The sequence below is a fragment of the Cellulomonas sp. Root137 genome (genome assembly GCF_001426725.1).
In the GTDB taxonomy this organism is placed as follows: domain Bacteria; phylum Actinomycetota; class Actinomycetes; order Actinomycetales; family Cellulomonadaceae; genus Cellulomonas.
This window is the reverse complement of the sequence record NZ_LMFG01000004.1, coordinates 81,601-100,474: the sequence shown is the minus strand read 5'-3', so window position 1 is coordinate 100,474 and position 18,874 is coordinate 81,601. Positions and strand designations below refer to the sequence as shown.

Sequence of the window (18,874 nt, the reverse complement as noted above, 5' to 3'; positions counted from 1 at the left end):
GCTCAGCGCTGCGGCCAGTCCACCTGCGGGCTCGCGTACCAGGACAGCCCGAGGCGGTCCCAGAACGGTGCCTGCTGCGCGATCCGGGTGCGGAAGTCCTCCCAGTCGCGGCGCTCCGGCGCGGACCAGGCCACCTCCGCGATCGCCGCCAACCGGGGCAGGAGCATCTGCGTCAGGGCCGGCAGGTCGCGCAGCGTCTCGGTCCAGATGGCCGCCTCGACGCCGATCACCGCGTCGCCCGGCACTCCCTCGATCAGGGTCGACGGCTCCCAGTCGTAGGCGTCGCGCAGCTCGATGTGACCGGCCCACTCCAGGCCCAGCTCGGTGCTCGCGTCGTACTTCATGTCGAGGTAGGCCTTCGACCCGGGGGACATCAGCAGCAGCGCACCCGCCTCGGCCGCCGCGACGAACGGCGCCGGGTCCACGCGCGTGTCCCAGTACTGCACGACCGTGCCGGGCTCGAGCGGGGTGTGCGCGATCTCCTGCCAGCCGACCACCTTCTTGCCGGCGGCCCGGACCGCGGTGGAGGCGGCTGCGACGAGGGTCGCGTACTCGTCCGCCTCCATGGTGAGCACCTCGTCGCCGCCGATGTGCACGTAGTCGCCCGGCGTCATCGACGCGACGTCGGAGAACACGTCGGTGAGGAAGGCGCCCGTGGCGGGCAGGTCCGCGTGCAGCCGGCTGAACCCGACCTCGATGCCGGTGTAGGGGTCCGTCGGCTCGCCGGACGGCGTGAGCTCCCCGTACGCGTGGGTGGCGGCGTTGACGTGACCGGGGACGTCGATCTCCGGCACCACCCGCACGCCTCGGGCCGCGCCGAAGCCCACGATGTCGGCGAAGTCCTCCGCCGAGTAGAAGCCGCCCGGGTCGCCGTCGACCGACGTGCTGCTGGACAGCCGCGTGAGCAGCGGGCGCGACGGCACGTGCAGCCGCCAGCCCTGGTCGTCGGTGAGGTGCAGGTGCAGGACGTTGAGCTTGTAGTGCGCCATGACGCCGATGACGACCTTGAGGTCCCGCACGGGGACGAAGTGCCGGGCGACGTCGATCGACAGGCCGCGCCAGTCGTAGCGCGGCGAGTCCTCGATGCGCACCGCGGGCACGCGCAGGACGCCGCCGGGCGCGGACACGATCAGCTGGCGCAGCGTGACGATGGCGCGGACGAGGCCGGCGGGGGTGCGCGCCTCGAGGTCGATGCGCCCGTTCCGGGAGATCACGCGATAGGCCTCGTCGCCGGGCGGCAGCGACTCCACGAGCCGCAGGCGCACGATGTCGGACGCGCCGCTCTCGGCGTACCGCACCTCGACGGCCCGTCCGCCCACCCGGCCGAGCAGGTCGGCGACCAGCACCGCGATGCCGATGAGGTCGGGGCGGCCGTCGGCCACCACGGTGGTCGCCTCGGTCAGGACGAAGGGGGCGTCCCCGGTCCGCTCCAGCACAGCGGGCTGCGGGATGACGGCGATCACGTCGGGCACGGGGCTCCTCGGCGGGACGGGCGGTGGACGACCTGATCGAATCGTTCCGGGGAGACGCTACTCGACCTGGGCGGCAAGTCGCCGCGCGAGCACCGCGCACGTCGCCAGCTGCAGCTGGTGGAACGCGATCACGGGCAGAGCGACGCTGGCCGCGAGCGCCGGGTCGAACAGCACGGCGGCCATCGGCAGGCCCGTGGCCAGGCTCTTCTTCGACCCGCACATCAGCAGCGCGATGCGGTCGCCGCGCTCGAGCGAGAGCCACCGTCCGCTGTTCCACGTGAGCAGGAGCATCGCCACCAGCATCACCGCGCACACGACGAGCAGGATGACGAGAGCCACCCAGGTGACGTGCGACCAGGCACCCGAGACGGTCGCCTCGCTCACCGACGTGTACGCGACGAGCACGATCGTGCTGCGGTCGGTGACCCGGGTGAGCTGCGGCCGGGCACGCAGCCACGGCCCGATCCAGCGCTGCACCAGCTGCCCGAGCGCGAACGGCAGCAGCAGCTGCAGGAGGATCCCGGTGACGTTGCTCCCCGACACCGCGGCGGTGCGGACCATGAGGACCGCGACGAGCAGCGGCGTGAGCACGATGCCGACGACGTTCGAGATCGTGGCGCCGGTGATCGCGCCCGCCACGTTGCCGCGCGCGATCGACGTGAACACGACCGACGACTGCACGGTCGAAGGGAGGAGCGCGAGGTACAGCAACCCGGTCTTGAGCTCGGAGGAGAGGACCGCGTCGGGCAGCAGCTGGACCAGCAGGCCGAGCACGGGGAACGCCACGTAGGTGGACGCGAGCATCGACCCCTGCAGCCGCCAGTTGCGCAGCCCGGCCCAGACGTCGCCGGTGGCCAGACGCGCGCCGTACAGGAAGAACAGGACGACGATCGCCGCGGTGCGCACCACGTCCAGCACGTCCGCGACGCCGCCCCGCGCAGGCAGCAGCAGCCCCAGCAGGAGCGCCGAGAGGATCATCACGACCAGCGGGTCGACCCACGCGCGAATCCGGTTCCAGCGGCTCTGTGAAGCGATTCGGGCAGGCACGACGCGGGGCACGGCGACAGTGTGCCATCGCGCTCGACGCGCGAATCCGACAAATCACCCCTAGATTCATCGGTCGTACCCGATCGAACCCCTCGAAGTCTAGGAGTTCCACATGACACCCGAAGGCATCATCTCCGCCATCATCATCGGCGCGGTGATCGGCATCCTCGGCCGACTCCTCGTGCGCGGTCGTCAGCGCATCTCGCTGCTGCTGACCATCGTGATCGGAATCGTCGCCGCCCTGATCGGCACCTACCTGGCGTCGCTGGTCGGCGTCCAGGACACCGCCGGCGTCGACTGGATCGAGCTGCTCTTCCAGGTGGTGCTCGCCGCGGTCGGTGTGGCCGCCGTCTCGGGCAACCGCAGCCGCCGCCGCAGCCTGCTCTGAGCCTGCGCGACCCCCGAGAACGACGAAGGCGGCCTCCCGATGGGGGGCCGCCTTCGTGCTGCGGGTGGAGCTGAGGGGATTCGAACCCCTGACCTTCTCATTGCGAACGAGACGCGCTACCAACTGCGCCACAGCCCCGCGAGCGGGCTAAAGACTAACACCAGCGCCCGGTGGATCGCGAAATCCGGCGGGTCACTCCCCGGCGACGCGACGCTTGGCCAGGACCGCGTTCAGGTCGATGCTGCCGGTCGTCTCGACGGGCGCCTCGAGCGGCGTGCGCTCGGTGTCGGCGGGCGCCTCGACGTCGGCTGTGCGGGCGGCGGTCGACCCCTCGAGGTTCTCCAGCGGGACCGGCTCACGACGCGGTGCGGACGCCTTCATCGTGTAGGTGGGGCGCGGGACGGGCACCGGGGACCAGGCCTCGTCGTCCTCGGCCGCGGCCGTACCGGTGGACTGCTCGGCGACGGACCTGCGGACCACCGGCACCTGCCCGGTGGACGCGTGCCGCGCGGGGCCCTCGGACTCGCCCTTGTCCTCGACGATGCGGGCGAACACCTCGGTGCTGGCGTCGGACGGGTGGACGGCGCGGCCGGTGACGAAGGCCATGGGCGCCTCGAGCGGTGCAGCCGGCGCCTCCTGCGCAGGGGTGGGTGCGGGCTTGGCGACCGGGGCGGTCCGCGACGCGGTGGCCACCGCGCGCATCGCACCCGTGCGCGGCCCGGAGGCCACCCGGCGCTCGTCGGCGATCTTCTGCGCCCAGGCCTCGTCGGCCTCCCGGCCGGCCAGCACCGCGCGGCGGCCGAGCACCAGGACGGAGCCGAGCAGGACGGTGGGCACGGCGCCCGCGACCCAGGTGACCAGCGGGTTCAGCCCGACGACGGTCCAGCCGACCACGGTCGCGACCACGAGGAACCCGGCCAGGAGCGCGCGACGGCGCGCGGCGGCGCCACGACGGGCGACCGAGGCCGCTCTCGCGGCACGTGCCTGCGCGGCGCGGCGAGCCGCGTCGGCGGTCATCCGGTCCTGGGTGCCGTGCGGTCGGTCCACGGTGGTGCCTCCTGTCGCGCTCCCGGTGGCCACCGGGAGCCCCTTGCCCGGGGTCAGCAGCCCCGCGGTACTGCTCGCCGTCGGCCCGCACTCCGCGGACGAGGCCTCGAGGCGGATGCGCCGGTCGCTCACCGCGACCACGCGCAGCGCCTCGGAGAACCGGTCGTCCGCCCGGGACTCGAGCAGCTGCTGCCGGTGCCGCAGCTTGTGCGGCACCAGGTATGCCACCCACAGGCCGACCAGCGCGAGCGCGACCGGTCCTGCGAGATCGTTCACGTCACGACGGTAGGCGTCCCGACCGCGCCCACCCGGGACCAGTGCGGCGTGTCGGCCTGTGCGTCACCCGTTCCGGGCGCGCCACCGCTCCAGCAGCCCGCCCGGCACGTCCTCGACGGTGAGCGCGAACGAGCGGTGGTCGCACCAGCGGTCCTGGATGTGCAGGTACCGCTCGCGCAGCCCCTCGTCCCGGAACCCCAGCTTCTCGACGACCCGCAGCGACGGCCCGTTCTCCGGGCGGATGTTGATCTCCACCCGGTGCAGGCCCAGCGCGTCGAAGCAGTGGTCGGTGGCCAGCGCGACGGCCGTCGGGGTCACCCCCAGCCCGGCGACGTGCTCGGACACCCAGTACCCGACCGCCGCGGACCGCAGCGACCCGTAGGTGATCGACGACACGGTCAGCTGTCCGACGAGCCGACCGTCGAGGTCGATGGCGAAGGGCAGCGTCACGCCCGCGCGTGCCTGTGAGGACAGCGACCGCACGAACGTGCCGAACGACGGCCGGGGGCCCGTGACCGGCACGGGGCTCGTGGCGTCCCACGGTTCGAGCCACGCGGCGTTCTGCGCCCGCAGCGCCATCCAGGTGTCCTGGTCGCGCCGGCGCAGGGGACGCAGCCGGACGTTGCCCTCGACGAGGACGGCGGGCCACCCGGTCGCCATCAGCCCTCCAGGACGAGGCAGTGGACCACCTGTCCGGGGTGCACGGTCAGGTCCTGCTCGCCGACGACCGCGAGCGCGTTGGCGTGCGCGAGGGCGCTTACCGTGGGTGCCGAGGGGTCACCGAGGGGCGTCACGCGGTAGCCCTCGTCGGGCGAGCCCAGCACGGTGGCCGGCACGAACTGGCGCAGCCCCGGCGGCGAGACCCAGCCCTCGACGACCTCGGCGGCGACGGACGGGCGGAACAGCTCGGCGTGCCCGGCCATGGCCCGCAGCGCCGGTCGGACGAACACCTCGAACGACACCTGCGCGGCGACGGGGTGGCCCTGCAGCGCGAAGATCGGCACGGACTTGTCGCTCGCCAGGTCGTCGGCCACCGTGCCGAAGCCGTGCCGCTGACCCGGCGTCATCGCGATCTGGTCCAGCCGGACGCTGCCCATCGGGGCCAGCACGTCCTTGACCGTGTCGTGCGTCAGCTCGGACAGCCCGCCGGTGATGACGATGAGGTCGGCGCGCACCAGCTGGTCCTCGATGGCCTCGCGCAGGATCGCGCGGTCGTCGCCGAGGATGCCGACCCGGACGGCCGCGGCTCCGGCGTCCCGGACGGCCGCCTCGAGCGCGTGCCCGTCCGCCTCGAACACCTCGGCCCCGGTGCGGTCCGCGTGGGTACCCGGCTCGATCAGCTCGTCGCCGACCGACAGCAGCACCACGCGCGGCGTCGGGTGCACGCGCAGCCTTCCTCGGCCCATCGCGGCGGCCAGCGCCAGCTGCCGGGCGCCGAGCCGGGTGCCCGCCTCGAGCACCACCTCGCCCGCGCGCACGTCGGAGGCCGCCGCGCGCACGTGCTGGCCGGCGACCGCCGGACGCTGCATGGCGACGCGCGCGGTCCCGCGGTCGGTCTCCTCCAGGGGCACGACGGCGTCGGCACCCAGCGGCAGCGGCGCGCCGGACGCGATGCGGACCGCCGTGCCGGGCACGAGCCGGAGCGGGCCGCCGGGCCCCGGGCGGACGTCGTGCGCCACGGGCAGCGCCTGCGCGCTCGCGTACCCGGCACCGGCGGTCTCGTGCGCGGCCACGGCGTACCCGTCGCGCGCCGCCACCGCGAGCCCGGGCAGGTCGTGCGTCGCGGTGACGTCGGCCGCGAGGATGCAGCCGACGGCGTCGCGCAGCACGACGTCGAGCGGTGCGACCGGTCCGACGGCGGCCAGCACGGCCGCGAGGTGATCCTGGACCGATCTCATGCGCGCATTGTGCCCCGCCCGGGGGGTCAGTCGGTGAGGGTCTGCGCGAACTCGCCCAACCAGGTGCGGAAGTCGGGGCCCAGATCGGGGCGGTCGACCGCGATCTGGACGACGGCCTTGAGGTAGTCGAGCCGGTCGCCGGTGTCGTAGCGCCGTCCGCGGAACACGACGCCGTACACGCCGCCCCCCTCGGACGCCGGCAGGTCCGCCAGCGTGGCCAGGGCGTCGGTCAGCTGGATCTCGCCGCCGCGGCCGGGTGCGGTGCTCTCGAGCACCTCGAACACCGCGGGGTGCAGGACGTAGCGGCCGATGATCGCGAGGTTGCTGGGGGCCTCGTCGGCGGGGGGCTTCTCGACGAGCCCGGTGATCTTCACCTGGTCCACGTCCGCCGCGCCGTCGAACGCCTCGACCGCGGCGCACCCGTACATCGAGATCTGCGCCGGGGGCACCTCGAGCAGGGCGATGACCGAGCCGCCCGTGCGCTCCTGCAGCGCGAGCATGGTGCTCAGCAGCTCGTCGCGCTCGTCGATCAGGTCGTCGCCGAGCAGGACCGCGAACGGCTCGTGCCCGACGTGGTGCTTGGCCTGGAGCACGGCGTGGCCGAGACCCTTCGGCTGGCCCTGGCGGACGAAGTGCACGTGGCCGAGGTCGGTGGACTCACGGACCTTGGCGAGCCGTTCGAGGTCGCCCTTCGCCTCCAGCGCCGCCTCGAGCTCGGGAACGGCGTCGAAGTGGTCGGCGAGGGTGCGCTTGGAGCGGCCCGTGATGAGCAGGACGTCGTCGAGCCCGGCCCGCACGGCCTCCTCGACGACGTACTGGATGGCCGGCTTGTCGACGACCGGGAGCATCTCCTTGGGAGTCGACTTCGTGGCGGGCAGGAACCTGGTCCCGAGGCCCGCGGCGGGGATGACTGCCTTGTGGATGGTCATGTCCGGACCCTAGCCGCGGGGGTGGGCGGTGCGCAGTGGCGTCCGTCACCACCTGGACGAGGAGACAAGTCATACCCCGGTCGGTCGTGGGTGAGCCTCCGGGTTTGCGACACTGGTCCCATGAGCAGCGTCGCCCAGCCGTATCCGCGCGTGTCCGAGGGGGACGAGGTCGAGGACGTCAAGGAACGGCTCCGGGTGGCGATCCGCAACGCCCGCAAGATGCGCTCCGTGCGCCTCCGCGAGGCAGCCGCCCAGCAGCTCGCCGACGTGGTCCTCACCATCCCCGCCGTCGCCGACGCCTCCTGCGTCTCCGTCTACGCCGCGCGGGCCCCCGAGCCCGGCACCGGTCCCCTCCTGGAGGCCCTGGCGGCCCGCGGCGTCCGCCTGCTCATGCCCGTGCTGGGCAGCGGCCTGCAGCGCGACTGGGCCGAGTACTCCGGCGCCGACGACCTGCGCGAGCGCGCCCCCGGCCGCCCCCCGGAGCCGGGCGGTCCCACCCTCGGCGCGGCTGCGCTGGCGGAGGCCGACGTCGTGATCGCCCCGGCGCTGGCCGTCGACACCACCGGCGCGCGGCTCGGTCAGGGTGGCGGCTGGTACGACCGGGCGCTGGAGCACATCCGGCCGGGCGTCCCCGTCATCGCCCTGGTCTTCCCCGAGGAGCTCTACGACGCCGGCACGCGCCCGCTGCCCCGCGAGCCGCACGACCGGCTGGTGGACGCCGTGGCGACCCCCGAGGAGTGGCACCGCATCACGGCGTGAGCGTCAGCCTGTCCCGGGCGTCCGCCTCGGTGGCGGCCTGGGTGAACGGCCACGGGAAGGTCTCCCCGCGCGACCAGGGGCCCAGCTGGTCGGAGTAGTGCACGCTCGCCGGGTGCCCCGAGGCGCCGGTGAAGGTCACCCACGTCGACGCATCGAGGTCGCCGAGGTCGACGACCATGCGCATCGACGGCCCCGCGGTCACCCCGAACGACTCGGAGCTGGCGTCCCAGGCGGTGGCGTTGACGATCGAGGACCCGCCGCCCACCGCGACAGCGTCCGGGTTGACCAGGTTGCGGATCACCCCGGGCAGCGACGCACCGCCCAGCACCGGGTGCTCGGGGGCTGCCGTGTGCACCAGGCCCCACCGCCAGTCGGACGCGTCGCGGCCCAGCTGCGCGGTGAGCTGGCGGCGCGCCTCGACCATGGCGCGGGTCAGCACCTCGTCGCGTCCCTCGACGACGCCCGCGGTCGTCTTGTCGTCCCACCACGGTGACGCCGGCTCCTCGAGCAGCCGGCGGACCACCTCGAGCCAGCGCGACCCCCCGTTGGGGCCGTAGCCCTCGGGCAGGTCGTCCGCGAACGCCGACCGGAGCACGTCGACCCACACGGCCGCGAAGTACGCGGCTGCGGCCGAGTCGGAGGACTGCACCCGGTCCCACGTGCGGAGCAGCTCCTGCCCGTCGTCGTAGAACGAGTCCTCGATGTCGAGGGTCAGCAGCACCGGGACCAGCACGTCCGCGAAGGGGCTGTGCTCGTCGCTCTGGATCCGGGCCATGTCCGCCACGTCGACCTTGTCGTCGGTCGTCGCCGCCGTGAGCAGGGTGCGGATCCGCTGCGCGCGGTAGCCGTAGTCCCAGTCGTCGGTGAGGAACGGGCCCACGCCGGCGGGGGTGACCGCCTGGTTGGCCGTGACGACGAACCCCTCGACCGGGTCGAGCGCGCGCGGCATCGCGGCCGCGTCGACGAAGCCCTGCCAGTCGTACCGGCTGTCCCAGCCCGGCCGCGGCCACGTGCCGTCGGAGGGCACCGGGCCGTCGGAGACGTTCGCGCGGACAGGGATCCGGCCCGGAGCCTGGTAGCCGATGTGGCCGTCCGTCGTCGCGAAGACGATGTTCTGCGACGGCACGTCGAACAGCGCGGCGGCCGCCTGGATGTCCGCGGCGGTCTTGGCGACGTTGATCGCCAGCACGGCGTCCATGGTCCGACCCGGCTGCAGGGCGGTCCACGCGAGCGCGACCTCGAAGGTCCGGCCGGGCGCGCCCTCGGGGACGGGGGCGGTGCCGACGCCCACGAGGTCCAGCACGTCGGACACCAGCGGCCCGTGCACGGACTCCCGCACGGTCAGCCGCACGTCGTCGCCGCCGTTGACCTTGATGACCTCGGTGCGCTCCGTGATCGGCGCCGACGCCCCGTCGAGCCGGGTGGTGTCCTCGTCGACCCGCTCGAGGACGAAGTCGGTGACGTCGGCGCCCAGGTTGGTCAGGCCCCACGCGAGCGAGGCGTTGTGCCCGATGACCACGCCCGGCAGGCCCGCGAACGCGAACCCGGAGACGTCGTACGGGCACGCGGCGGACACGTCGTCGCACCGCAGGCCGATCTGCTCCCAGATGCCCGGCGCCGAGATGCCGAGGTGCGGGTCGTTGGCCAGCAGCGGCTTGCCGGACTCGGTGAAGGCGCCGGAGACCACCCACGAGTTCGACCCGACGCCCTCGCCGTCGCCCACGAGGTGCGGCACCGCGGCGAGCGCCGCGGACGCCGACGCCATCGCCTCCTGGAGGTCCGCGCTGTCGAGGTCGAGCGAGGTCGTCCTCGACGCCGCCTGCTCCACCGTGGTGACCGGCAGGTCCGCCGCGGTGAGGATCGGCAGGTTGAGGTCCTGCGGGTACGTGGGGAAGAGCTCCTCGACCCGGGCGACGTCACCGATGGTCGAGTACGAGGCAGCGCGCTCCAGCTCGGCGTCGTAGTTGCCGCGCAGGTCCCAGGCCATCGCCTTGAGCCACGCGAGCGAGTCGACCGGGTCCCACTCCTCCGGCGCCGCGACGTCCACCTGCAGGCCGAGGACGCTGTACTCGACGGCGACCGCACCCGGGTCGCGGTCGGCGAGGTAGTCGTTGACCCCGTCGGCGTAGGCCTGCAGGGCGTCACGCGTGGCGGGTTGCAGGAGGTCCCACTCCTGCTGGGCCACCCGGCGCCAGCCGAAGGTCCGGATCACCTTGTCGGCCGCGAGCGCGTCCTCGTTCTCCCCCACCAGCTCCGACAGCCGGCCCGACGTCACGTGCCGGCGGTAGTCCATCTCGAAGAAGCGGTCCTGCGCGGCGACGTAGCCCTGGGCGCGGAACAGGTCGCGGGAGGTCGTCGCCGTGATCGTCGGGACTCCCCGGTCGTCGCGGGTCACGATGACGTCGGCGTCGAGGCCCGCCAGCTCCTTCTCGCCGGAGACCTCGGGCAGCGGGCGCCGCACCACGATGACGGCCGTGACCATCACGGCGACGAGCGCGAGGACGACCACCGCGGCGACGGTGACCAGGGAGAGACGAAGGAGGCGGCGACGAGACACGCTTCGGAGGGTACTTCGCCGCCACCGGTCCGGCTGGCGTGGCGCCCGGCGCGGGCGGTCGGAATGTCCTGAGCGGCGTAGCGGTTACGATTGGCACTCGGACGATGCGAGTGCCAGACCGACTGACCCGCTCGATGAGCTGCCAGGAGAACTTCAGTGCCCACCTACGCCTACGCCTGCACGGCATGCGGTCACGCCTTCGAGACGGTGCAGTCGTTCAGTGACGACTCGCTGAGCGTCTGCCCCGAGTGCGACGGACGCCTGCGCAAGGTGTTCTCCTCGGTCGGCGTCGTGTTCAAGGGCTCCGGGTTCTACCGCAACGACGCGCGCGCCGGTGCGAAGTCGTCGGCCCTGACCCCGGCCGCGAGCACGACGAGCCCCGCGCCGGCGTCCTCGTCGTCGGACTCCTCGACGTCCGCCGCGTCCTCGACGCCCACGCCGGTCGCGAAGCCCGCCGCCTCCGCCTGACCCTCGTCGCCTGAGCCTCGGCGCCGTCACCTGCGGGTGGGGGCGCCGAACTCGTCTGTCGAGCCGCCCGCAGCCCTCGCGCACGCGGGGGCTGTTCACATCGTCGCCGTCCCCGGCTTCCCGCACCCGCGGCCGCTCTACCGTCGGCCGTCATGCACCCCCACCTGCTCGCCGGCCGCCCGCCGCCGCTCCCCCACCGCCGCCGCCCGTGGCAGGTGACCCTGCGGTCCGCCCTGTGGCGCACTCGGTTCGCGGTCGCCGCGGCGTTCCTCGGCGTCGCCGCCGCCTGCATAGTGCAGTCGCTGCGCCCGCCGGACCCGCCGACGTCCGCCGTGGTGGTCGCGGCGCGGGAGATCCCTGCCGGGACCACGCTGACCAGCGCCGACGTCCGCGTCAGCCGGTTCCCCCGGTCCGTCGCCCCCGACGGAGCGGTCACGGACCCGGCGGACGTGGTCGGCTCCGCTGCCGCCGTCCCCCTCGCGACCGGCGTCCCGGTGCTCCCCGGCCTGCTGGCCGACGACGAGGTGCGCGGACCGCCCGGCACGGTGGTGGCGACGGTCCGGTTCGCCGATCCCGCCGTCGCGGGGCTGCTGTCGCCGGGCGTGCGGGTGGACGTGCTGGCAGCGACGGCGGAGGGCGGCCCGGGCGGGGTGGTCGCGACGAGGGCGCTCGTCCTGCCGGTCGCCCGTCAGGACGGCCCCGGCGGTGCGCTGGGTCTGGGCGGCTCCGGTGACGCGTCGGTTCCGGTCCTGCTCGCCGTCTCCCCGACCGAGGCGCCCGCTCTCGCGGGGGCCGCCGCTTCCGCGTTGCTGTCCGCGGTCGTCGTGCCATGATCGTGCATTCCGGGCGCGCTGCGCCGACGGAGCACGACAACCCCCAGAACCCTGACCCACCTCAGTGGCCGCAGAAGGCGGACCACCGACCGAAGGGAATCGCGACGATGCTCCAAGGATTCAAGGACTTCATCTCCCGCGGCAACGCGATCGAGCTGGCCGTCGGTGTCGTGATCGGTGCCGCGTTCGGCGCGGTCGTCCAGTCGCTCGTCGACGGCTTCATCGGGCCGCTGATCTCGGCCATCCTCGGCCAGACGGACCTGAGCCAGGTCTGGACCTTCGAGATCAACAACGCGATCTTCTCGTTCGGCCTGATCCTGCAGGCACTCATCCTGTTCCTGTTCACGGCCGCCGCCGTGTACTTCTTCATCGTCGTGCCGATGAACGCCCTGGCCGCGCGCCGCAAGCGCGGCGAGGAGGTCGAGCCCGAGGCGCCGGCCGAGGACGTCCTGGTGCTCCAGGAGATCCGCGACCTGCTTGCCCGCAACCTCACGCCGGCGATCATCAACGACGCGGGCGCGGGCGCAGGAACCGGCCCGACCACGCCGCCGCCGTCGATCCCGCCGACCGTCTGACCGGGCCCCTGCGCACGTCGGCGGGAGCCGGACGAGCTCCGGGCCCGCCGACGGCCGTCAGCGGCCGTCCGGCTGCGCGCGCTGGCCGAGCATGGCCAGCGCCGCGCGTGCGACGGCGACGCGCTGCTCCGGCCGGGTGGCGTCGGGGTGGGTGGTGACCTTCACGCCGATGTAGCGCGCCGTGCCGGTGGTGGCGGCGAGCGTGGCGTCCACCTGGGCACGATCGAGGAGGCTGGCGCTCGACGCGGCCAGCGCCGGGTCGTCGCCCGCCGGTGGGATGTGGGTGTCGTCCCACGGCCGGCCCCAGGCGGTGACCTGGTCGGTCGCGCCGGAGAACATCACCCCGCCGAGGAGACCGGCGTCGACCGCGGCACGCACGTGCTCGGCCGGTGTGGATGCGGAGCGGCCGTCGATCGCGGACCGTCCCCAGTTCACCGTCAGACGCGCCGGTCCACCGGCCAGCACGGCGAGCTCGTGCTCGAGGGACAGGAAGCCCTTCTGCGGTACGCGCGTCGACTCGGCGGCGTCGCAGTGCTCGATCGTGACCAGCGCGCCTGCGAGGTCGAAGGCAGCGATCTGCTCGATCGAGCGGGCCAGGGCGTCGGGCGAGGCCAGTGTCGTCGGTGCCGAGTTCACCTGCACGGCACGCACCCGGACGCGCCCCGCCTGCTGTGCGAGCTGCTGCGCGAGCCGAGCGGCCTCCGCGACGTCGTCGAGCGCGGCGCGGCGGCCGCCCTCGTCGGTGGACGCCAGTCCGTACCGCGGGTCTTCTCCGAGTCGCTGCATCACCGTCGGGATCGCCGTGACCACCAGGTCCCACGACGGCAGGACGTGCTCGTCCCACCACGTCGCGGGGGCGGACGCAGCGGCGAGCGGGAGCTCGAGGCCGGCGATCGGCAGGTCGGCGAGCAGTCGGAAGGTCTCGCGCCCGGCGGTCGGCGGCATGCCCGCGACCAGGGCGTACGCGCCGAGGAACGGCCTGTCGGCTCCTGAGGTCATGCGCTCGACGACGTGTCGAGGGTGCGCACCGTGGCGAGAGCACGGCGCCGTCCGGGCGGGGACTGAGTGATCTTCAACGGACTCTCCTGACAGATGACGTCTGAGCGATCAGGGCGTCCACCACCGCCGGCCAGGCCGGAACCTGCGCTACCGCAGCGCGGCGAGGAACGTCAGCGTGCGCTCCGTGAGCAGCTGCGCCGCCGCGGGGTCGTACGAGGACAGGCTGCTGTCCGCGAAGAGGTGCTGCTCGCCCGGGTAGACGAAGAGCTCGGCGAGCTCGGTCTCCTTCACCAGCGCGCGGGCGGCGTCGATGTCGCCCTCGCCCGCGAAGAACGGGTCGGCGTCCATCCCGTGGATCTGCACCGGCACACCCGCCGGCCACGGGCTGTCGAACTCCGCCGTCGGCACGCACGAGTGGTAGAACAACGCGCCCCGAGCGCCGGGACGCGTCTGGGCGAGCATCTGCGCGGGCAGGACCCCGAGGGAGAACCCGGCGTAGACCAGCGCGGCGGGCAGCGTGTCCACGGTCTGCTGGCCGCGACCCATCACGGTGCCGAACCCGACCTCGCCGGCGTACGCGAGCCCCGCCTCGAGGTCGTCGAACACGTGCCCGTCGAACAGGTCCGGCACGTGCACGGTGTGCCCGGCGCCACGCAGCGTCTCCGCGAACTCCTGGACGCCGGACGTCAGACCCTGGGCGTGGTGGAACAGCAGGACCTCGGCCATCGACTTCTCCTTCGTGGGTGCACTCGGTCGGCTCGGCGATCCTCCCGCACGGGTCCGACACGCGCGCGCTACCAGTGCGGTGGCTTGTCCTGGCTCAGCCGGTCGTCGTTGGAACCGGCCTCGCGGTCGCCCCAGCCGACGTCGGAGTCGTCGACGCTCCGCCGCGCGACCACCGGCTCGGGCGCGGGTGCCGCCGACCCCGTCGGAGCCGGAGCCTCCACAGCGGGGTGGGTGGAGACGAGGTTCGCGTCGTCGCCGCCGACCGTGCCCGCGTGGCGCACGGCACGACGCGGCCGACGTGCTGGCTTCTCGGACGCGGTCACGGTCCGATGATCCCACCGGGGTGGGTGGGTCAGCGCATCGCCCGGGTGATCGCGCTGCGCACCGCGGTGTCGATCCGGTACGACCGCCGCGTGATGCCCAGCTCGTCCCGGAGGGCCGCAGCCAGCTGCTCGCGGGTCCGCTCCTGCTCGTCCGACTGCAGCCACGTCACCAGCTCGTCCAGCTGGTCGTCGCTGTAGGCACCGATCGGCAGACCGCGTCGCACGTCGGGCCGCTGCCGCGTGGGCACCGCGAGGGCGAGCTGGAGGGCACGGCTCGGCGGCTCGTCGGCGCCGTCGGTTCCGCTGTCAGAAGGCGCAGCGGGCTCGGCAGGCTCGGGAGTCTCAGCGGGCTCCGCGTCGGCGGCCTCGATGACCTGGACCGTCGACCACACCCCGGTCGCAGGGCGGGGCTCGTCCGGGTGGGCCGATGCCCGCGCCGCCGCACGAGCAGCCGAGGACTCAGGCGTCGGCAGCTCCTCGGTCTCGTCGGCCTCGTCGAGCAGGCCCAGCTGCAGCGGGGCGCTGCGGGGCGCCGCCGGTGCGGGGACGCGCGCATGCACGGCCCGGCGGATCCGGTCGACCTCGGCCTGCGGATCCATGAACGCGGCCGCGGACCAGACGCGGATGACGCTCCAGCCCACCCGCTCGAGGCGGTCGGCGGTGAGCCGGTCGCGGACCCGGACGCTGCGCTCGGCGGTGTACTCGGCGTCGTCGGTGAGGACGGCGACGAGCATCTCGCCCGGCAGGTCGGGGTGGCCGACGACCAGCGGGATCCGGTCGCCGCCGGGGATGCCGTGGTCGGCCTCGACCAGCAGGCCGTGCTTCCAGAGGCGCTCGGCGAGGTCGAGGAGCAGGCGGTCGGGCTCGGTCGCCGCGGCGAGGGCCTCGTCCGCGGCGGCTGTCGCAGCCGCCAGGGTCCGCAGCAGCGGGTCGGTGGGCTCGGGCGGCGTGACCAGGTCGGACACGTCCTGACCGGCACCGCGGCGGGCGGCGAACGCGAGCAGGTCGGTCAGCAGCCGCGGACCCGGACCGCGCAGGCGCTCGGGGTCGAGGTCGTCGGCGCCGAAGCAGGCGACCACGGTCAGCCGGTGCCGCGTGGACCCCAGCGCGTCGAGCAGCAGGGCGTCGCCCCCGGGCGCGGAGATCGGTCCGAACGTGTGCAGCACGCGGCGGTGCGGGGTCCGGCCCAGACCGAGCGACAGGATGATCGCCTCGCGGCGCAGCCCGGCGACGTTGGGCAGGTCGGTGACCACGAACGGGTCGACGCGGCCGGAGTCGAAGAAGGCGGCGAGCGCCGGGTTGCCGCGGACCTCGGACAGGACCGCCTCGCGCACGGCCTCGGCGTGGGTGGAGGTGGCGGTGATGACGGCGAGCGACTCGTCGGGGCGCAGCAGCGCGTGCGTGAGCACCAGCTCGACGACGTGCTCGACCTCCTCGCGCGTCGAGTCCACCGACCCCGTGTCGCGGTCGGGCATGCCCGTGCCGTCCACGAGGTCGAGGCCGACCAGCGGCCGGTACTGCGGGAGGGGCGTCGCGCGGAGCACGCCGGCGTAGCCGTGGGCGGCGAGGAACGCGGTGAGGTAGGGGTCGCGGCGGGACGAGTCGGCGCGCAGCGCCACCGAGGGCAGCACGTCGGCCAGCTCGCGGACCGCGGAGCCGGAGGCGCACCGGGCGTCGCCGACGACGACCACCTGCCGCCCGCGCGCGACCGCGGCGAGCGCGACCTCGACGGGCAGGTGCGCGGCGGAGTCGATGACCACCAGGTCGACCGTGCGCGTCGGCGGCAGCACCTGCGGGACCAGCATGGGGCTGGCCGCGATGACCGGCCGCAGCCGCCTCGCCACCTCGGGGTGCCGCACCACCGTGTCGCGCAGCGACGTGAGCCGCTCCTCGACCAGGTCCGCGAAGAGCGCCTCGGCCTGCTCACGGTGCTGGCGCAGCGCGTGCGAGACATGGCCGACGACCGCGCCGAGCACCGGTCCGGACAGGCTCTTCACGTGCGCGCGGTCGAGCGTCGCGTACTGCGCGGACATCGCGCCCAGCGCGGTGCCGTCGTACCCGGCCAGCGCGGGGTCCTCGGAGAGGATCTGCTCGATGACGGTGCTCCACCAGGCCAGGTCGAGCTCGGCCGGGGCGAGCGCGGGGTCGATGCGGCGAGTCGCCAGGTCGTCGACGAGCGCGCCGAGGCCGGCCGAGCGCAGGCGGTGCAGGAGACCGGTCCGGTCGGGCAGGTCGGACAGGGCGTCGGTGTCGGAGCGCAGCCGCGTGAGGCGCTCGGTCAGCGCCGCGAACGGCAGGCTGGACAGGCCGGCTCCGCCGGGGGTCGTCGCGAGCACCTCGTCGAGTGCGTCGAGGTCGGCGCGCACGGCGGCGAACTCCTCCTCGATGTGCTCGAGGCCGTCGGGCAGCCGCGGCCACCCGCCGGACGGGCAGTGCGCCTGCCAGATCTCCCGCTGCGCCTGCACCTCGAGCAGCCCCGCGTGCAGGTCGGCCACCGGACGCCCGGGACGGACCATGTCCTTCGACTGCTTGCGCAGCCGGCGACGGAGCCAGTAGCCCATCTCCATCCCGCGCTCGGCCCGCCACTCCTTGGTGGCCGTGGCGGCGACGAGGTCGGCGGCGGTGCGCTCGAACACGATCGGCTGGAACACGTCGAGCGCCGCGCGGACGCCGTCGAGCATGGTCAGCTGCTCGGCCCACGCCACGACGGTGGTCGCCTGGGTCAGACCGGTCTCCGCGGCCACCTGCGCGGTGCGCTCGACCAGGGCCGGGAGGGTGGAGTCGAGCACGCGGGCCAGCCGGCGGACCACGTTGTCGGCGTCGGCACGCGTGCGCAGGTCGGCGCCGTACCAGGGGGTGTCCGTGGGCCGCAGGCGGAAGGCGCCCAGCTCACCCGCGCGCACCAGGTCGGTCGTCAGGTCGGCACGGCGCTCCGCGTCGAGCACCCGGGCCACGTCCGGCGACAGGCGCACGGTCGTCTTGGGGGTCGGCCGCGTGGAGGTCAGGCGGGCGAGCTGCTGCAGCGCGTCGTACGCCGAGACGCCCCACGGCGCGCGCTCGGCGTGCAGCGCGTCCACGTACGCCCGGAGGCGTTCCCGTGTGGCGACCAGCTCGCTGCGCAGCGCGACGACGCCGTTCGCGTCGACCGCGGGAGCCTCGAGAGTCATCGCGCCGAGCAGGCGTCGCGCGATCGCGGACCGCCAGCCGGCGTCGGGGGCGACGTCGAGCAGCAGGTCGCCCAGGCCCAGCGCGCCCAGCCGGTCCGCGAGCGCGGTGGCCGCGCGGCGGTGCCCGGGCACGTACAGGACGGTGCGACCGGTCGCGGCGGCATCGGCGACGAGGGCCGCCAGGGTGCCGGTGACGTCGGCACCGGCGGGGGCGTCGACGAACAGGTGCGTGCCGGTGGCCACCACGTCGAGCACGTGCTGCTGCGCGGGGTCGAGGTCGCCGACGCCGCGCTCGTGCCCGGGGTCCCGGTCGCCCCGGACCGGGACGGGCAGCACCCGACGCAGCCGCGCCCGGGACTCCTCGACGCCCGCGAGCGCGGAGACGACCTCGTGGCGCTCCAGCGTGCCGGACAGGCCGTCCAGGTCGTCGACCAGGATCTGCCCGGGGTGGACGAAGGTGCCGACGACGACGCGCTCGCTCAGGGAGAAGTCGTCGAGCACGGCCTCCCCCAGCGACGTGAGCCGCTGGAGCGCGCCGCGCGGGTCGAACCCGTTCGACGTGAAGGTGCCGCGCGCGACGGCAGCCGGGTCGAGCAGTGCGCCGCGGGCGCGCAGGGCCCGCGCGAGCACGGGGTTCACCTCGAGCGACGGCTCGAGCGCGAGCTCGTAGTCGCTCTCGCCCGAGCCGCGGGCGCGCAGCGTGACCGGGCGCAGGAGGACGGGAGCGCGGACCGTGCGCGGGGCGGCGGCGTCGTGCTGCTCGCCCTCCCCCGACCGCTGACGCGTCACCGAGGCGAGGGCTGCGACGTCGTCGCTGGCGATGTCCGGGGTGGTGCGCTCGGTCCAGGTGGCGACGCCGATGGCCAGGGACGTGGGCGCGATCCCGTACCGCTGCGCGTACACGGCGGCGCGGGCGCTCACCGCCCGGGCGCGACGGCGGGCGGTCGAGAGGGCCGACCCCTCGCGGATCAGGTTGGACAGGCGCGTCTCGCGGCCGGCGAACAGCTGCGAGATGCCGGACGGGTGCGCGGCCGACAGGTCGAGCGCGGCGTCGCCGAGCAGCTCGACGTCGACGAGCGTCGACCCCCCTGCGGCCTCGACGAGAGAGGCGCGCCAGGTGGCGACGGCTCCTTCGAGGAGCTCGGCAGGCGTGGGGGGCTCGACGAGCACCGGGCGGTCGGCTGGGTCTGCGCCGGTCTCAGGAGCCTGGTCGGGTCCCGGGCCGGAGGCGCGCACGGGGACGGTCACGCTGGAACGCTAACCGCGCTGCCGCGTGATCTCGGGCATGGCGCGCCGTAGGGGGCCGACCCGGACACACAGAGAGCGGGACGGGTCAGGGGACCCGTCCCGCTCTCTGGACGCGAAGACGGTGCGCACCGCGCAGGGGGCAGGCGATGCGCACCGTCAAGA

Annotated in this window: 16 protein-coding genes and 1 tRNA gene; 5 read left to right on the top strand and 12 right to left on the bottom strand. The window is 74.3% G+C overall.

The annotated features are described in order from the left end of the window. Positions 1–2 precede the first annotated feature (2 nt). Complete coding sequence (locus ASD18_RS18035) at positions 3–1,472, bottom strand: family 20 glycosylhydrolase (RefSeq protein ID WP_056095542.1); 1,470 nt, start codon at positions 1,470–1,472, stop codon at positions 3–5. 57 nt (positions 1,473–1,529) lie between these two features. Then, positions 1,530–2,453: a bile acid:sodium symporter family protein gene (locus ASD18_RS18030; protein ID WP_369817316.1), complete on the bottom strand. Its 924-nt coding sequence runs from the start codon at positions 2,451–2,453 to the stop codon at positions 1,530–1,532. Between the two features lie 178 nt (positions 2,454–2,631). Here ASD18_RS18030 and ASD18_RS18025 point away from each other — a divergent pair, with 178 nt between their 5' ends. Beyond that, positions 2,632–2,907: a GlsB/YeaQ/YmgE family stress response membrane protein gene (locus tag ASD18_RS18025; RefSeq protein ID WP_056095537.1), complete on the top strand. Its 276-nt coding sequence runs from the start codon at positions 2,632–2,634 to the stop codon at positions 2,905–2,907. A gap of 65 nt (positions 2,908–2,972) precedes the next feature. Here the strand turns inward: ASD18_RS18025 and ASD18_RS18020 are convergent. From ASD18_RS18020 to galU, 5 genes are all read right to left on the bottom strand, one after another. Next, positions 2,973–3,045 (bottom strand) — tRNA-Ala (locus ASD18_RS18020). 54 nt (positions 3,046–3,099) lie between these two features. Beyond that, a complete protein-coding gene (locus ASD18_RS18015; RefSeq protein ID WP_056095534.1) occupies positions 3,100–4,230 on the bottom strand; it encodes a hypothetical protein in 1,131 nt (376 codons plus the stop codon). A 63-nt stretch (positions 4,231–4,293) separates the two neighbouring features. Then, positions 4,294–4,890, bottom strand: coding sequence for a GNAT family N-acetyltransferase (locus ASD18_RS18010; RefSeq protein ID WP_056095531.1), 597 nt, complete (start codon positions 4,888–4,890; stop codon positions 4,294–4,296). Next, positions 4,890–6,128, bottom strand: coding sequence for a gephyrin-like molybdotransferase Glp (glp, locus tag ASD18_RS18005; RefSeq protein ID WP_056095528.1), 1,239 nt, complete (start codon positions 6,126–6,128; stop codon positions 4,890–4,892). The genes ASD18_RS18010 and glp overlap by 1 nt, the downstream gene beginning before the upstream one ends. Positions 6,129–6,154: 26 nt before the next feature. After that, on the bottom strand, positions 6,155–7,057 hold the full coding sequence (galU, locus tag ASD18_RS18000) for a UTP--glucose-1-phosphate uridylyltransferase GalU (protein WP_056095526.1): 903 nt from the start codon (positions 7,055–7,057) through the stop codon (positions 6,155–6,157). A 120-nt stretch (positions 7,058–7,177) separates the two neighbouring features. Between galU and ASD18_RS17995 the strand changes: the two genes are divergently transcribed. Further along, positions 7,178–7,816 (top strand): 5-formyltetrahydrofolate cyclo-ligase, encoded by a 639-nt coding sequence (locus ASD18_RS17995; protein ID WP_056095523.1) that lies wholly within the window; start codon positions 7,178–7,180, stop codon positions 7,814–7,816. On the opposite strand, the gene ASD18_RS17990 is transcribed toward ASD18_RS17995, so the two are convergent. After that, positions 7,806–10,373 carry a penicillin acylase family protein gene (locus ASD18_RS17990; RefSeq protein WP_056095520.1) on the bottom strand — a complete coding sequence of 856 codons (2,568 nt, stop codon included), beginning with the start codon at positions 10,371–10,373 and terminating at the stop codon, positions 7,806–7,808. The two genes, ASD18_RS17995 and ASD18_RS17990, sit on opposite strands and share 11 nt — an antisense overlap. 156 nt (positions 10,374–10,529) lie before the next feature. On the opposite strand from ASD18_RS17990, the gene ASD18_RS17985 reads away from it, so the two are divergent. From ASD18_RS17985 to mscL, 3 genes are all read left to right on the top strand, one after another. Continuing rightward, positions 10,530–10,841 carry an FmdB family zinc ribbon protein gene (locus ASD18_RS17985; RefSeq protein WP_056095518.1) on the top strand — a complete coding sequence of 104 codons (312 nt, stop codon included), beginning with the start codon at positions 10,530–10,532 and terminating at the stop codon, positions 10,839–10,841. A 152-nt stretch (positions 10,842–10,993) separates the two neighbouring features. Continuing rightward, entirely contained in the window at positions 10,994–11,674 is a 681-nt protein-coding gene (cpaB, locus tag ASD18_RS17980; protein WP_082574235.1) for a Flp pilus assembly protein CpaB, read from the top strand. Between the two features lie 107 nt (positions 11,675–11,781). Further along, positions 11,782–12,249, top strand: coding sequence for a large conductance mechanosensitive channel protein MscL (gene mscL, locus ASD18_RS17975; protein WP_082574233.1), 468 nt, complete (start codon positions 11,782–11,784; stop codon positions 12,247–12,249). Between the two features lie 57 nt (positions 12,250–12,306). On the opposite strand, the gene ASD18_RS17970 is transcribed toward mscL, so the two are convergent. From ASD18_RS17970 to ASD18_RS17955, 4 genes are all read right to left on the bottom strand, one after another. Beyond that, a complete protein-coding gene (locus ASD18_RS17970; RefSeq protein ID WP_056095514.1) occupies positions 12,307–13,248 on the bottom strand; it encodes a DUF4862 family protein in 942 nt (313 codons plus the stop codon). Positions 13,249–13,395: 147 nt separating this feature from the next. Next, positions 13,396–13,974, bottom strand: a complete 579-nt coding sequence (locus ASD18_RS17965; protein WP_056095510.1) for a dienelactone hydrolase family protein — start codon at positions 13,972–13,974, stop codon at positions 13,396–13,398. 68 nt (positions 13,975–14,042) lie between these two features. Continuing rightward, the gene (locus tag ASD18_RS17960) at positions 14,043–14,297 is read right to left on the bottom strand and encodes a hypothetical protein (RefSeq protein ID WP_156388081.1); all 255 of its coding nucleotides are present in this window, start codon (positions 14,295–14,297) and stop codon (positions 14,043–14,045) included. 29 nt (positions 14,298–14,326) lie between these two features. Next, a complete protein-coding gene (locus ASD18_RS17955) occupies positions 14,327–18,712 on the bottom strand; it encodes a hypothetical protein (RefSeq protein ID WP_056095503.1) in 4,386 nt (1,461 codons plus the stop codon). Between the last annotated feature and the right edge of the window lie 162 nt (positions 18,713–18,874).

Coding starts and splice junctions, on each gene's coding strand:
- ASD18_RS18010 (WP_056095531.1), bottom strand. CDS start 4,890: ATGGCGACCGGGTGGCCCGCCGTCCTCGTCGAGGGCAACGTCCGGCTG.
- ASD18_RS17995 (WP_056095523.1), top strand. CDS start 7,178: ATGAGCAGCGTCGCCCAGCCGTATCCGCGCGTGTCCGAGGGGGACGAG.
- cpaB (WP_082574235.1), top strand. CDS start 10,994: ATGCACCCCCACCTGCTCGCCGGCCGCCCGCCGCCGCTCCCCCACCGC.
- mscL (WP_082574233.1), top strand. CDS start 11,782: ATGCTCCAAGGATTCAAGGACTTCATCTCCCGCGGCAACGCGATCGAG.
- glp (WP_056095528.1), bottom strand. CDS start 6,128: ATGAGATCGGTCCAGGATCACCTCGCGGCCGTGCTGGCCGCCGTCGGA.
- ASD18_RS17970 (WP_056095514.1), bottom strand. CDS start 13,248: ATGACCTCAGGAGCCGACAGGCCGTTCCTCGGCGCGTACGCCCTGGTC.
- ASD18_RS17965 (WP_056095510.1), bottom strand. CDS start 13,974: ATGGCCGAGGTCCTGCTGTTCCACCACGCCCAGGGTCTGACGTCCGGC.
- galU (WP_056095526.1), bottom strand. CDS start 7,057: ATGACCATCCACAAGGCAGTCATCCCCGCCGCGGGCCTCGGGACCAGG.
- ASD18_RS18025 (WP_056095537.1), top strand. CDS start 2,632: ATGACACCCGAAGGCATCATCTCCGCCATCATCATCGGCGCGGTGATC.